Raw genomic sequence first — 13,872 nt, 5'->3', positions numbered from 1 at the left:
AGCCGGCGGGGTGCGTGGGGACGCTCGGTTAGCTGCTGGGAGCAGCGAATTTTTTGAGGAGGCGCTCAACGCGCTCCAGATCCTTCTTGCCGCCGCAGTTGGTGTTCAGCTCAATAGCGCGGGCCAAATGTTTCTTCGCGGAGTCCAGGTAGCCGAAGACGATTACCTGATTTTCGGAGGTATCATCGTCAGCAACCTTTTCGGCGAATGCCTTACCCAACGCCAGATGCAGCTTGGCTTTAGCCTGGTCGGGCATGTCTTCTTCACCCGCGATCTGCTCGGTGCGCAGCAGCAGACCCAGATCAAAGGTGCCACCAGCCTTTTGCGCCTTCAGGGCCACTTCGGCGATTTCTTCCGCGACGATGGTGCCGGTGGTGCGTTCGAAGCGGTCAGGCATCAGCAGCGCGTAGTTGATGACGTATTCGGCAATGTCCAGGGCCCCGGCAAAGTCCGCGGCGTCCATGCGCCAGACCATCAACGTGGTAAGCACCTGGTCCTGGGCGCCTTTGCCTTCGGCGAGAACACCTTCCACATAGGGGACATACTCCGGCAGTAATTGCCGTTTCAGTTCCGCCTTGCCTTCGGTCGACTGCACCTGTTTCAAGCGCAGATAGTCCTGCTGGAGCTTCGCGAGGTGCAGCTCATAAACGGATGCGCCTTCCATGGTCATGGCTGGACCGGCCACGGCAGCCGCTGCAACGGCTGCTGTGACGCGCTGGAAGTGACGGCGGCAAGGGTTGGTCATGATCGACGGCCTCAGCTCAGGGTGATGTTTTCGGCCATGGCAGCGCAGCCCAGGTCTTCAATCACATAGCTTTCGTTTACCGATTCGAAGTTTTCGATGCGGTCGCGTTTGGCGTTGTCGACGACGGTGCGTCGGCGGGTGTTTTCCTGCCAGTAGATCGACAGGTTGTCGAGGCGGGTCACCAGCAGGCCGTTGGCTGGGAAGTGCGGGACACGCACCGCCGGCAGGTTGCCGATGCGTTTTTGACTGGTGACGATATCGGCGGCGAGAATCTCGGTCGGTGCCTGGGTTTTGTTGATGATCGGGAAGTACTTGTCGGCCAACAGCTGGCGACCGCAGATCACCACCAGATCGGTGTCTTCCTGATACCAGGGCTCGATGAACTCGTTGACCATGCTCACGACCAGGGCGTCGATGTTTTCGAAGTCCTTGCCGGCGCCGATCTGGATCTTTCCGCTGCCGTCGACGACTTCCTTCATCACACGAGCAGGGTTTTCCAGGCGCATTTTCTCCAGCCAGCCAACGTTGACGTCCTGCAACAGTTGGTTGAGCGTCGGGTTGGAGGTGGCGGCACGACTGGTGCCGTTCCAGCCGATCATGATCCGGTTGAGTGCTTGGGCCTTGATGATGGCGTCGCGAATACGCGCCTGGAAGTCCTTGAACTTGGCCCACTGATCCAGCTTCTGGTAACGGATGCCGGTGTCGAAGTTGGTCTGGGTGCAGACGTACCCACGGTTGTCCAGTCCGCTCGGGTCGCGCGGCTCGCGGTCCTTGACGGTTGTGTCGGTGGTGCTGGCGATGGTGCCGTCGATACCGATGCCGATTTTTTCACCCGACTGCTCGGACACGCCAAACACGTTGATGGCACTGAGGAAGGCGCTGGACTCCTGGATACGGGTTTCCAGGGTCTGGGCCACGCTCGGTGCGGCGGTAAATTTGGTGGTGACGTCGCTCACGCCATGCAGTTGCGCGAGTTGTTGCAGGTAGGCGTTGTACATGACGCGGGTATCGTTACGCATGGTGTTCTCCGATGTTCCTTGGCTGGGTGTTGTCCGTGTGGTGGATCAGCAGTCGGTGACGAGCGCGCCGTCACCGCCCGTAGCTGGCGGGCGAACGGAGTGCTGCGTTTTTTGTCCCGTGGTGTCCGGGGTTTTTTCGAGCTGGGCGACCAGCGCCGTGAAGTCGGCGGACAGCTTGTCGTGGGCGACCTGCAACTTTTCGCGGGCGGACTTTTCGGCGGTGAAGGTTTCGCCCTGGCTGGCGACATGCTCGGCCATGGCCTCGACGGCCTCGCCGAGTTCAGTGAATAGAGCGGCGTCCTTGCCTTCCTTGTCCTTGCTCTTGCCGAGGAGTTCGAGAACGCGGGTGAACAGGCCTACGACCTTTACGCTTTCGTCCTCAACTTCTTCGAATTCAAGTTCGATCTCGACAGCCTCGGAAAACAGGTTGCCAGGATCGCGCTTACGGGCTGCCAGTGGGTTCATGTCCGGGTGTTGAGCGCTGAACGTCAGCATCTCGGTGCCCAGGCTGGCCGGGGTGTCGGTAACCGCGATGCCGTCCAGGTAGGCCCGTCCGGTGTCGGCGAACTTCGGACGAATCTCGATGCTGGTGTACATTTTTTGCCGTGCCTTGTTCATCGTGATCAGGTCGGCGGTCGGTTCAATCCGGGCAAACAGGGCGAGCTTTTTGGCTCCGGCAATTTCGACTTCTTCGGTCTTCAGCGCGACCACATCGCCGTAAGCACGGAAAGGGCTATCGGGCAGCAGGCTGCGCATATGCTCGATCCACACCCGTGCACCGTAAGTGTTCTGGCTGTAGGTCTCGGCGGCATCGACCAGCCATTGCCGTTCGATCTGGCGACCGTCGGTGGTGGCGCCTTCGACGGCGACGCGGAAGAACTTGGAGAGCTGTTTTTTGCCTGGGTTGTCGGTTTTGCCGGCCATGCGTGGATCCTCAGAGCGGTGGCTGTGTGCCTTGGCGATGAGCGCATGTTGTTGAGCGCGAGCGCGACGGGCAACGAGGCGCTGTTGTAGATCGAGGGGCTACAAGGACCGGAGCGAGAACTGTACGCGCGCGGGCGGCAGCATCTGCGCCATGAATGCCATCGTCGAATTGCCCACTGATCACCGCCGCCATGCCAAGCACCTGTATTGGCAGGGCTATCGCGTGTGCGAGATCGCAGAGCTTATTGGGGAGAAAGAAAAGACCCTGCACAGCTGGAAGGCCCGCGACGAATGGGACCGGGCGACACCTCTGGAGCGTATCCAGGCGGCGACCGAGGCCCGCCTGGTGCAGTTGATCCTCAAGGACCCCAAGTCAGGATCGGACTACAAGGAAATTGATCTGCTGCACCGCCAGCTGGAGCGGCAAGCCCGCATTCAGCGCTTCAACGACGGCGGTACTGAAACCGAGCTGAATCCGAACTTGGTCAAGCGCAACGAGGGGCCGAAGAAGGCGCCGAAGCGCAACGAGTTCGACGAAGAACATATCGAAAAGCTGACTGAGGCGTTCATTGATGGCTGTTTTGGTTATCAGCTGGATTGGTACAAGGCGGGTAACCAGCGGACCCGGGCGATCCTCAAGTCACGGCAGATCGGCGCGACATACTACTTCGCCCGCGAAGCGCTGATCGATGCGCTGACGACTGGCCGCAACCAGATATTCCTGTCGGCGTCGAAAAACCAGGCGCATATCTTCAAGGCCTACATCCAGGCCTTTGCCCGCGAGGTGGTGGGTGTCGAGCTGACGGGCGATCCGATCATTCTGGGGAATGGTGCGGAGCTGCACTTCCTGGGCACCAACGCCCGGACTGCGCAGGGTTACCACGGCAATTTCTACTTCGACGAATTCTTCTGGACGTTCAAGTTCAAGGAACTCAACAAAGTCGCCAGCGGCATGGCGATGCAGAAGCAGTACCGCCGGACCTACTTTTCGACGCCTTCCAGCATGGCGCACGAGGCCTATACGTTCTGGACGGGCGAGCGGTTCAACAAGGGCAAACCGGCGGCGCAACGGGTAAAAATCGACGTCTCCCATGACGCTCTGCAGCAGGGGCGGCTGTGTGAGGACCGGGTCTGGCGGCAGATCGTCACCATCCTCGACGCTGAGGACCGTGGCTGCGACCTGTTCGACCTCGACGAGCTGCGCCAGGAGTACGACGCCGAGGCATTCCAGAACCTGCTGATGTGCCAGTTCATCGACGACGGGGCGAGCATTTTCCCGCTTGCGATGTTGCAGCCGTGCATGGTGGACAGTTGGGACCTTTGGGCCGAGGACTACAAACCATTTGCCGCGCGGCCGTTCGGGGATAGGCAGGTCTGGGTTGGTTACGACCCTGCAGAGAATGGTGATAGCGCAGGGTTGGTGGTGATCGGCCCGCCCATGGTGCCTGGCGGCAAGTTCAGGGTGCTGGAGAAACACCAGTTCCGCGGCATGGACTTTGCCGCCCAGGCCGAAGCGATTCGCCAGGTCACCCGACGCTACTGGGTGACCTACATCGGGATCGATATCACCGGCATGGGTTCCGGCGTGGCGCAGTTGGTGAAGCAGTTCTTCCCGAACATCACCACGTTCAGCTACTCGCCCGAAGTCAAAACCCGCTTGGTGCTGAAGGCATACGACGTCATCAAAAACGGCCGGCTGGAGTTCGATGCAGGCTGGACGGATATGGCGCAGTCATTGATGGCTATCCGCAAAACAATCACCGCCTCCGGGCGCATGTTCACTTACACGGCCGGTCGCACAGACGAGACGGGCCATGCCGACCTGGCGTGGGCGCTGTTCCACGCACTGCACAACGAACCCCTTGAAGGGCAGACCACGGCGAATACCGGATTTATGGAGTCCTACTGATGAGCAGACGTAAGCGCGGAACCCAGCTGGCCACCGCTCAGCCACCCGTTGAAGGGGACTTGCTGCCGCCTGAGTCCGGGCCGGTTGAAGCGTTCACTTTCGGTGATCCCGCCCCCGTGCTGGATAGCCGGGAGATCCTCGACTACCTGGAGTGCTGGGCCAATGGGCGTTGGTTTGAAACACCGATGTCCATGGACGGCCTGGCGAAAACGACCCGGGCCAGCGTGTACCTCCAGTCGGGGCTGAACTTCAAGCGCAACATGCTCGCCCGCACGTTCGTTCCCCACCGGCTGTTGAGTCGCCAAGCCTTTGAGCAATTCGCACTGGACTGGCTCTGGTGTGGCAACTGCTACCTGGAAAAGCGCAACAACATGCTCCGCAACACCATGGGCCTGCTGCCGCCACTGGCGAAGTACATGCGCCGGGGCGTGGACATGGAGACCTATTACCAGGTGCGTGGCTGGAAGGACGAGCACGAGTTTGCCCCTGGTTCGATCTGCCACTTGCGCGAGGCCGATATCAACCAGGAGATCTACGGCCTACCGGAGTGGCTGGCTGCGCTGCAAAGCGCACTGCTCAACGAGAGTGCCACGCTGTTCCGGCGCAAGTACTACAACAACGGCAGTCACGCCGGTTTCATCCTGTACATGACCGACGCGGCGCAGAAGGAGGAGGACATCGACTCACTGCGCACCGCGCTGAAGAACTCGAAAGGGCCAGGCAACTTTCGCAACCTGTTCGTGTACGCCCCGGCCGGGAAGAAGGACGGTATTCAGCTTATCCCGGTGAGCGAAGTTGCGGCCAAGGATGAATTCAGCTCGATCAAAAACATCAGCCGCGACGACCTGCTCGCGGCGTTGCGCATTCCACCGCAGTTGATGGGCATCGTGCCGCAGAACGCGGGTGGTTTTGGGTCGTTGCGGGAGGCTGCTGAGGTTTGGGCGGTCAACGAGCTGGAGCCGTTGCAGGCGAGGCTGGCTCAGGTAAATGAGTGGCTGGGTGAGCAGGTTGTCCGCTTCAAGGAGTTTGAGCTTCCAACAGGGGAGAAGTAGTACTCCCGCGCAATAAACGATGCGACGAACCGGTGCGTCAACACCGGTTCGACGCTGAAACACTCGAACACGCCGAGTGCTACCGTCGTAAGTATTACGAAAACAGGAGCATGCCGGCTTCATCCCTCTACATGACCGACTCCGCGCAAAACTAAGCGGACGTCGGTTCTCTGCGCAAGGCGTTCAAGGACTCCGAGGGGCCAGGCAACTTCCACAACCTGTTCGTGTACTCACCGAATGGCAAAAGGACGGGTGCAGATCATCCCGGTCAGCGAAATGAAGGCTAAGGACGAATTCAACTCGATCAAAAACCAGACACGCGACGACGTACTGGCCAGGTTGCGCATTCCGCCGTAGTTGATAGGTATCGTGCCGCAGAACGCGGGTGGGTTTGGATCGATCAGAGGCGGCGCAGATCTATACGGCCACTGAACTGGAGCCGATTCAGGCGCGTATGGCTGAGGTGAATGAATCGCTTGGGGAGGAAGTCGTGCGGTTCAAACCTTATGAAACTCCTATCGAGGCATAAAACTCCCTCCGCAGATAAAGATATAACGCACCGGTGCCTTAACACCGTTTCGATAGGTTCTACGAACTGCAATCCACCTAAATATTAGTGATTCATTGGAGTGCTTTTCTCTAATTTTAGAATGACGAAAAATTTTTGCTATTTGGGCTATTATAAGAGGAAGTACATAACATGCACTTCTTCTTGGAGTTAAACTTTAAGATTCATGCTTAAATGGTTAGATGTGAGTGGTTCTGTAATTTATTGATGTAGTAATTTTCGCAGGAGCGGATCAATGTTGAAGTTTGTTGGTGGTGCGGAGCATAAAGGTTTTTTTTTGCAGCAGTCCTTCGAAGCAGATGGGCGAATTTTAGTATTGACAGGTAAGAACGGTGTAGGCAAGACGCGGTTTCTAGAAAGTATTATTGAGGGAAAGTCAGAGACTTATTGCGCTGGAGATAAGGTAGAAAGAGCAAATATGGTTTTTTTGGCTCAATCTTCCTTGGTTCCTTCGTTTGGTCAAATAATTGATGACGCTTCGTATGTTTTGAGAGTTGATCGAACCGTAGATTATTTTGTTCGATGCAAAAAAGATTTTGTAGATCCGTATGATCTAAGTAAGTCAGGTTTAGGTATGATGCATTCAAGAGGACTAGATAGTAATCCGGGTCTTAGTTATAGTAAGTTGTATGAGTTGTGTCAGATAATATCAAAAAAACTAAATATTCCTGTCTCTGAGTTGGATGGTGAAAATATAAGAGTTAACTATTCTGATATTCTAGATACACCTTTGGGGGTTAGCAATCTTTCTTTAATAAGTAATTCTTACATGCGGCGTATTTATGAAAATGAGTTTAACTCGTGGCGCGCTTCAAAAAGGAATAAAAAAATAAGTTTCATTGATGTGGATAAGATAAGCGAGGTTTTTGGTCCTGAGCCCTGGAGTTTGATTAACTCAATATTAAAGTCGGTATTTGATGATAAGTTTATTATTTCTGTTCCTGATGAAGAGTATGAGGTTTTTGATTATGTTGCACAGCTAAAGCTGCAGGGAAGTGAGGAGTTCATATCTCCGGAATCATTGTCATCTGGTGAGAGAACTTTATTATGGCTCGCTTTGACATTGTTTAATACTCAGTATCAAAATACGTTGACGTCATCTATTCCAAAACTGTTACTTATTGATGAGCCTGATGCGTTTTTGCATCCGAAAATGGTAGAAAAGCTGTACACGGTTCTGAGTTTGTTTACGACCATCTTTGGGACGTATGTGATTATAACTACGCATTCTCCAACGACAGTTGCATTGGCTCCAGATAAAAGTGTTTACGTAGTATGTGATGGTGATGTGAAACCGGTGGAAAAAGACTTGGCGATATCTGATCTGCTGGACGGTGTTGATCAGATATCTATAGACCCTGAGAATAGACTTCATGTGTTTGTAGAGAGTCTATATGATGCAAACTTGTACAGCGCACTTTATACGTATCTTCGAGGTACAGAGAATGCGATCGACTCTAAGGTTTCTTTAAGCTTTACTCCATCGGGAGAAAAAGTTCCTATTTCGCGTATTGTCGAGGCGATGAAAAGTCTAGTTTCGAGTGATGAAGAGTTGATCTCGAACGTCGTTGCGGCGATAAATGGTGTTGGTAGTTGTGCGCATGTCTACGGAGCCGTTAATAGCTTTACTGATCCCAGTAGCAAATATGTCAGAGGCGTCGTTGATTGGGATCTAAAAAACAAGCCAGAGCCCGGAGTAATAGTCTTTGCCAAGGATTATGCCTATACTACCGAGAATGTTGCCTTAGATCCGATTTCCATTCTGTTGCTACTTCATATGGATAAAGAGAGCGAATATTCGATTTTCAATTTGTGTGGTGAAAATGTCTCCTGGACCGATTGGATGGGACGCCCAGATCTGCTTCAAATTTCTTTAGATCGTTATTTGGAGCGAATATTAGGGTGTCAGAATAGTAAGGACGCAGAGCTAACTTACATCTCAGGAGTGCAGTTGCGAACGGATAAGCAATATTTGCTTATGGGTGAGGGGTTAGAGAAGCGCGTAATCGCTGCATACAATGGACTGAAATCTTATATTGGAAATGGACCTAAGAAAGATCTCAAATACACAGTTGTTACTAAGTCTATGTTAAAGATGTCGGGGGGAAGATTTATTCCTATTCAATTCGCTCACTTGTTTAAAGAGCTGCAATTATCGCGTCGAAGATGACTGTGCTTGTTTTTTTGATTTTTTAGTCTTTTGGGTAGTGAGGGAAGTGGAGGATAGCGACATATTGCTGTTTAAGTTTATGTTCATGAATATATGAGGTTTGCAAGCCGCCACGTACGGCATTTTTTAGCGCTTGAGCATTCGACGCCTGCCTTCTAGCGGGCGCCACTTTCTCCCCCGCCACGCTAGTGTCCTAAATAGGTCGCTTGTCCTGCGTATCCTCCAAGGATACGGAGCTAAGCCCCGAAGCTTGGTCTATGCCTGGTAGCCGACGTTAGTTTCGATCCTGGGAAGAGCTTCGAACACCCAACATTTTATGGTGTTGCGCTCGATAGGGCTATGAACGGCGCGGTTATGGTTAATGTAGCGCTGAGACGAACTGCTCTTCATTGCCTTGATCATTGCGGCGTCTAGGTTGATGGTGATGCCATGCGCTTCGAACTGCTTCGCAATCTCTTCAAGGCGAACGCAAGCAGCGTAGATTTTGGAGACTCCCTGCCGATATCGAGGATGCCCGATAGTAGCGGCGTCCATCGGCGATTCACAACGCCTTCCCGTCTACCAAGCCCTACCTTCCTTCCCAGCCATATTTGCGAGAAGCATAGGCTGTGATGCGCCCGCAGCTGTCTCGAGCAGGGTGCCTAGTGAAGTCAGGGGATCTGACGTGCTACAAAATGTGGGGAAATGGCGTGCTTCAACCTGGCGCGCGCCGTCGTCCCCCCACCTCGCCTGCGGGCTAAATGGGTCGTTTTTTCTGCGCCCCTGCGGACCACTTCCGGCGGCTCAGGCTGGGCGCTTGCTTGGCGTTGTGGGGAGGTTGAAAGCCTGCGGAACCCTGCACCAGGTGGGTATTTCTTCGAAAGGACTGGAAGCTTTGCTATGGCGGTAGGAGGGGGGGTATTTCAAAAAGAGTAATTTCAGTAACCACGTATAGGTATTGGGCTGGAGGCCGCGTATTCCGTGGGGTTCGGTATTACAAAAAGGAGTAACAAAGAAGTAATTGAAAAGGTAATTATTTTGCAAGCTATTGTTTTTAAAGGTTTTTTGTAAGGGTGAGAATTACGTTTATAAAGAGTAATCAGATTACTTCAATATTACTTAAAGATTACCTTTTGGTCGAAACACAAAGTCCTTTAATTTCAATGTGTTGAGCGTGAAAAACGGTCAAGATTACTTATGTTACTCTTTTTTCTGCCCCCCTCTAGATTTTGAATCTCAGCCCCCTACACGTGTGATGCGCACGCGTAACTCGGTGCAATCTGAGGTCCGTGGGAATGGCGTGGGAACGCTTTCGCGCAACCGGCACCGCTGGAGCCCTTGTATTCCGGGGCCTTGGCTGAGCGATCGAGGGTGCGGGTACTTTCGAATCTCTCCTTCACCGCCAAATTCGATGTAAACAAAACCCCTGGTTTCGAAAGAAGTCAGGGGTTTTGTGGTTTCTGGGGTTTGAATACAGGGTTGTGCTAGAGAAAAATTTTCTCTAGCATCTGTCCCCATGGCTACCCTTCACAGTGAACGAAACTGGAAAATAAAAATCTATCCCGACGACCACGCGCCGCCGCACTTTCACGTGCAAACGCCGGACGGAGAGTCGTTGGTTCAGATAGAAGGGCTGGTGGTTCTCGGCAAAGGTGCCGAAACCAAGGCCTTGAAAGCTGCCCTGCTTTGGGCAAGAGTCCATACCACTGATCTTTGGCGCGTATGGAATGAACAAAACCGGAGGAACTGACTTATGACCAGCAAGCTTCGCATCTCTGCTGTGCAACCAGTTGCCGGCAAGCATGCCATCGAAATTGAGTGGAATAACGGTAAGCGACACACCGTTGATCTCACTGATCACATAAATACCTTCCCGATTCTAAAACCCCTTCAGGACTTGGCTCTATTTGGTCGGGTTGAAGTCGGTGAGTGGGGCTTTGACGTGACTTGGGGCAATGACCTGGAGTTGTCCTCCGTCACCTTGCATCGTTTGGCGCTGGAACAGTCCGGCGAGGTCATGCTGACGCAGGACTTCAGAAAGTGGATGCTCAGCAACAATCTGTCGCTCTCCGCTGCGGCTGTGGAACTAGGCTTCACTCGTAGGACCATTACTTCCTACAGCAGCGGGGCCGCTCTGATTCCCAAGCATGTAGGGTTGGCGTGTAAGGGGTGGGAGTACGAGCATAAGGCTCGTGGCACACGTTGCGTTTAGGTTGGGTAATGTTCGCAAAAAGGGATGACTGAGAGGTCGTCCCTTTTTCCTTTTTGCGGGGTCAAGCCAATGGGTTCAGGAATACTGCGCTGCCATCCTCCGACCTATGACATCCAGCAGATCGCATCCATCGCGTAACGGAATTGCGCAGAGCAAGGAAAAGTCGCCCAGCACGACCGTATCACTACTGATTTCTGCACGCAGCGCCAGGTTTTCTAGAACTTGGGTTACGGCGCGAATCCGATAGTTTGCAGCATCAAGCAGGACATCCAGCGGTGCTGTGGTGTCTACGAAAAGGGCGGGTGTGGTGCAGTCGTTGCTGGTGAGTGCCATATATTGATTCATACGGGAGTCCATCTGAGACAAATAGAAAAATAGCTAACCTTTTTCAAGTTAGACCTTCATAAAACAGCCGTCGCCTGAAAAACTGGATCGCAGAGTTTTAGTTTTCAGATTTGTCTTCGAGTCGCCAAACTCGGTCGCCATGACGGCGACCGAAAGACTATAGACCTGGCATTACGAAGCGGGCAGGGCATACTTTCAGATTGATCTGTAGGAAATCACTCCGATTGATCAACTGCACGCTCTCAAGCCTGCACATACACCCAAGCCGTCAACCCCGAAGCCAACCCCACCGAAACCCGCTTATAGTCCGATACCTCATACGCATCCGCCGCCGCCAGCTCCTTCTCGGTAATCTGAAACACCGTCCCCTCAACACTGTCCTCATTCCGCCCGCTCGGCGAAACAATCGGATGATGGGTCTTGCCACTGGCCGTCAACACCTCAGGATCGGTAATCTCCACCCAGCTTTTTGAATACCCCAGCATCGCATCCTGCTGACCCACCAACTCCCGCCCAAAGTTGGACAGTTGCACAGCCTTGTCCTGCAGCGTGCCGTAGGAAAACAACAGCACGGGAAATTCGGTCGAGCGTTCCATCTTTATTCCTTGAAAAATTAAGCCAGCAAATCTTCGTAAAACGCACCATAAGCCGCGCTCGGGTGCGCAATCTGGATCTCCAGGATCCACAGCCCTTCATTCGGATACTGGTCAAAATCCCCAAGATCACCGCCACGGTAAATCGCATGGGGGAAATCGCTGACGCGGTGCCCTTTGATGTCGAGGTTCAGCACCCAACCCATTTCCTTCGCTTGCTCTTCGGCAAAACGATACAGCTCCAGGCCGACGACTTTATCGTTCCTCCAGCGCTGTTCCACCCGGTCAAACAACTCTTTCGCTGCGCGCGCACACGCGGCCATCTCCGGGTTGTTGCCAGTGCTGAAGGTCGCCCCCGCATCACCTTCATGGCCTTGCCAAACGGCGCCCATGTCGATGAAGTAGATGTCGTTTTCCCCCAGCACCGGGTCGCCGTCGGAGCGTTCCTTGAAGGTCCTGAGGGTGTTGGCGCCAAAGCGCACCAGCAGCGGGTGCCAGATGCGCTGCATGTCGAGGTCGGCGAGGACCTTTTTGCCGAGCTCGCGGGCTTCGGATTCGAGCATGCCGGGGCGGATGAGTTTGGACAGTGCTTCGATCGCGCGCCAAGTCATGGCCTGGGCGTAGCGCATTGAGTCGATGCTGTAGGCGACGCCCACAGCTTCCTTGGATGATTGTGCGGTCACCGGCTTTTCCTCGGCTTTATAGTGTCAGGCGTTATGCGTTTTACTATATAGCGATGGCAGGATGGAACCTAAATATGCAACCACGCCATCCCACCCAACACCACACTCACACCACCGGCGGTATACGCCATGCGCTTCAACCATTCCTTCCTTGTCAGCAATGTGATCGCAGCCAATGAAATCGCGATCTGAATCGCGGTCATCGCCTGTGCCCAGCGGTGATGTTGATGCAATGCCTGCTCTGACTTTTCATCCCATTCCTTCGATGTGGCCTCGAGCTTTTCGGCCTGTTTGCGCACGTCTTCCTTCTGGGTTTTATAACGCTCGATCTCGTCGGTGTAGTGCTTGGCGTCAACACCCGGAATATGCGTTGCCAGCTCCGCAAGGTTCTGCCGGCTGGATTTGGCCTGGTAGTAGTTCCACTGGTTGGCGGCTTCGGTCTTGAAGATGGCGGCGTTGTTTTTGTCCATCGCCGCTTCGCTTTCGGTGGAGCCGGCCTGGTAGCTGAGCATGGCGCCGACGGTGGCCATGATGGCGGTCATCACGGCGATGCGGCTGGCGAAATTGTCTCCGCTGCGGTGGGCATGTTCGGTGGCGTGTTCGACGTGTTTTTCGTGGGGGCTGGGGACTTCGAAGGCTTCGGACATGGGGGCGTCTATGAAGGGTTTGAGGGACTCTGATTCTTCACCAGCGAAGCTGTCTCAATCCTGTACGTAATGCTGCAAACCGGCCACCAGGGCGTCAAAGGTGACGCGGCAGCGCGGGCTGTTGCGCAGGTCTTCGTGCATGGTGACCCAGGTGTCCAGTTGCAGGGCAAATGCGTCCGGCAGCACTCGGCTCAGGCGGGCGTCTTGCCGGGCCAGTTTGACCTGGCAGCCACCGATGCCGGCGCCGGCGCGGATCAGGGCCAGTTGTGCGAGGTCGCTGTCGCTGCTGAGGGAAAAGGCGCTGCGGTCGAAGCCTTTGACGGCCAGGCTGCGGATGAAGGCGCTTTCCTGGTCGTAGCCGATGACTGAATGAGCTGAGAGATCATTCAGGCTCTGGGGTGTGCCATGTTGTTGCAGGTAGTCGTTGCGCGCATGCAGGCCGACTTCGATAACGCCGATCCTTTTCGCCAGAAGTTGTTCCTGGCTGGGTCGGACCATTCGCACAGCGATGTCGGCCTCCAGTTGCAGCAGGTCCAGCAGGCGATTGCTCAGCACCAGTTCGACCCTGAGGTGCGGGTGCTGTTGGCGCAGGCGGGTGATGATCGGCGGCAGGACTTCCACGCCGATCACTTCGCTGGCAGACACTCGTACCACGCCGCGCACTTCGGGGCCTTGGGGCGACGCGGCGCGCTCGAGTGCGGCGGCGGTGGTTTCCATGGTTTCGGCATGGGTGCGCAGGGTGAGGGCGACCGCCGTGGGCAACAGGCCGCTGGCGGAGCGGGTGAACAGCACCACGTTGAGGGATTTTTCCAGCGCAGCGATGTGCCGCCCGACCGTGGGCTGCGTGATGCCGAGCTGCCGTGCGGCCCCCGACAACGATCCTTCCTTGAGTACCCCGAGGAACGACCGGTAAAGCTCCCAACCAATATTTGATGCCATGCATAAATGTATAGCGTCTGGATGATCTTCGGCAATTCCTCTATAGCTCGCCGGCGAACAGAATCGCCCCATCACACAACCCTCAGG

General features: G+C 54.7%; 14 protein-coding genes and 1 pseudogene. 6 read left to right on the top strand and 9 right to left on the bottom strand.

Annotation, left to right across the window (positions count from 1 at the left end):
* Positions 1-28: 28 nt before the first annotated feature.
* Genes gpM through HX805_RS08955 form a run of 3 tightly spaced genes read right to left on the bottom strand, consistent with a single transcriptional unit; the run spans position 29 to position 2,688 of the window.
* The gene (gene gpM, locus HX805_RS08965; protein WP_177116776.1) at positions 29-745 is read right to left on the bottom strand and encodes a phage terminase small subunit; all 717 of its coding nucleotides are present in this window, start codon (positions 743-745) and stop codon (positions 29-31) included.
* 11 nt (positions 746-756) lie between these two features.
* Positions 757-1,764, bottom strand: coding sequence for a phage major capsid protein, P2 family (locus tag HX805_RS08960; RefSeq protein WP_177116775.1), 1,008 nt, complete (start codon positions 1,762-1,764; stop codon positions 757-759).
* Positions 1,765-1,809: 45 nt separating this feature from the next.
* A complete protein-coding gene (locus HX805_RS08955) occupies positions 1,810-2,688 on the bottom strand; it encodes a GPO family capsid scaffolding protein (RefSeq protein ID WP_177116774.1) in 879 nt (292 codons plus the stop codon).
* A gap of 151 nt (positions 2,689-2,839) precedes the next feature.
* On the opposite strand from HX805_RS08955, the gene HX805_RS08950 reads away from it, so the two are divergent.
* The 4 genes and pseudogenes from HX805_RS08950 (at position 2,840) to HX805_RS08940 (ending at position 8,387) form a co-directional block, all read left to right on the top strand.
* Complete coding sequence (locus HX805_RS08950) at positions 2,840-4,597, top strand: terminase ATPase subunit family protein (protein ID WP_177116773.1); 1,758 nt, start codon at positions 2,840-2,842, stop codon at positions 4,595-4,597.
* Complete coding sequence (locus HX805_RS08945; RefSeq protein ID WP_177116772.1) at positions 4,597-5,649, top strand: phage portal protein; 1,053 nt, start codon at positions 4,597-4,599, stop codon at positions 5,647-5,649. The genes HX805_RS08950 and HX805_RS08945 overlap by 1 nt, the downstream gene beginning before the upstream one ends.
* Before the next feature lie 65 nt (positions 5,650-5,714).
* Positions 5,715-6,178 (top strand): annotated as a pseudogene (locus HX805_RS32215) (Presumed portal vertex protein); the annotation flags it as partial.
* 274 nt (positions 6,179-6,452) lie between these two features.
* Entirely contained in the window at positions 6,453-8,387 is a 1,935-nt protein-coding gene (locus HX805_RS08940; protein WP_177116771.1) for an ATP-binding protein, read from the top strand.
* Between the two features lie 255 nt (positions 8,388-8,642).
* Here HX805_RS08940 and HX805_RS08935 read toward each other — a convergent pair whose 3' ends face one another.
* Positions 8,643-8,921 carry a hypothetical protein gene (locus HX805_RS08935; protein ID WP_177116770.1) on the bottom strand — a complete coding sequence of 93 codons (279 nt, stop codon included), beginning with the start codon at positions 8,919-8,921 and terminating at the stop codon, positions 8,643-8,645.
* A gap of 961 nt (positions 8,922-9,882) precedes the next feature.
* On the opposite strand from HX805_RS08935, the gene HX805_RS08930 reads away from it, so the two are divergent.
* A complete protein-coding gene (locus tag HX805_RS08930; protein WP_169385986.1) occupies positions 9,883-10,116 on the top strand; it encodes a DUF4160 domain-containing protein in 234 nt (77 codons plus the stop codon).
* A 3-nt stretch (positions 10,117-10,119) separates the two neighbouring features.
* Positions 10,120-10,578 carry a DUF2442 domain-containing protein gene (locus HX805_RS08925; RefSeq protein WP_087692754.1) on the top strand — a complete coding sequence of 153 codons (459 nt, stop codon included), beginning with the start codon at positions 10,120-10,122 and terminating at the stop codon, positions 10,576-10,578.
* 75 nt (positions 10,579-10,653) lie between these two features.
* Here the strand turns inward: HX805_RS08925 and HX805_RS08920 are convergent, their stop codons facing one another.
* The 5 genes from HX805_RS08920 to HX805_RS08900 form a co-directional block, all read right to left on the bottom strand.
* Positions 10,654-10,923 carry a short-chain dehydrogenase gene (locus tag HX805_RS08920; RefSeq protein WP_087692753.1) on the bottom strand — a complete coding sequence of 90 codons (270 nt, stop codon included), beginning with the start codon at positions 10,921-10,923 and terminating at the stop codon, positions 10,654-10,656.
* 242 nt (positions 10,924-11,165) lie between these two features.
* Complete coding sequence (locus tag HX805_RS08915) at positions 11,166-11,519, bottom strand: gamma-glutamylcyclotransferase family protein (protein WP_177081034.1); 354 nt, start codon at positions 11,517-11,519, stop codon at positions 11,166-11,168.
* Positions 11,520-11,536: 17 nt separating this feature from the next.
* Positions 11,537-12,199, bottom strand: a complete 663-nt coding sequence (locus HX805_RS08910) for a M24 family metallopeptidase (RefSeq protein ID WP_177041414.1) — start codon at positions 12,197-12,199, stop codon at positions 11,537-11,539.
* 68 nt (positions 12,200-12,267) lie between these two features.
* Positions 12,268-12,846: a DUF4337 domain-containing protein gene (locus tag HX805_RS08905; RefSeq protein WP_008434886.1), complete on the bottom strand. Its 579-nt coding sequence runs from the start codon at positions 12,844-12,846 to the stop codon at positions 12,268-12,270.
* A gap of 54 nt (positions 12,847-12,900) precedes the next feature.
* On the bottom strand, positions 12,901-13,785 hold the full coding sequence (locus HX805_RS08900) for a LysR family transcriptional regulator (protein WP_032899338.1): 885 nt from the start codon (positions 13,783-13,785) through the stop codon (positions 12,901-12,903).
* Positions 13,786-13,872 lie beyond the last annotated feature (87 nt).

The sequence above is a fragment of the Pseudomonas sp. G5001 genome, from assembly GCF_013385475.1.
In the GTDB taxonomy this organism is placed as follows: domain Bacteria; phylum Pseudomonadota; class Gammaproteobacteria; order Pseudomonadales; family Pseudomonadaceae; genus Aquipseudomonas.
The sequence above is the reverse complement of the archived record's forward strand: the minus strand, read 5'-3'. Positions and strand labels throughout refer to the sequence as shown.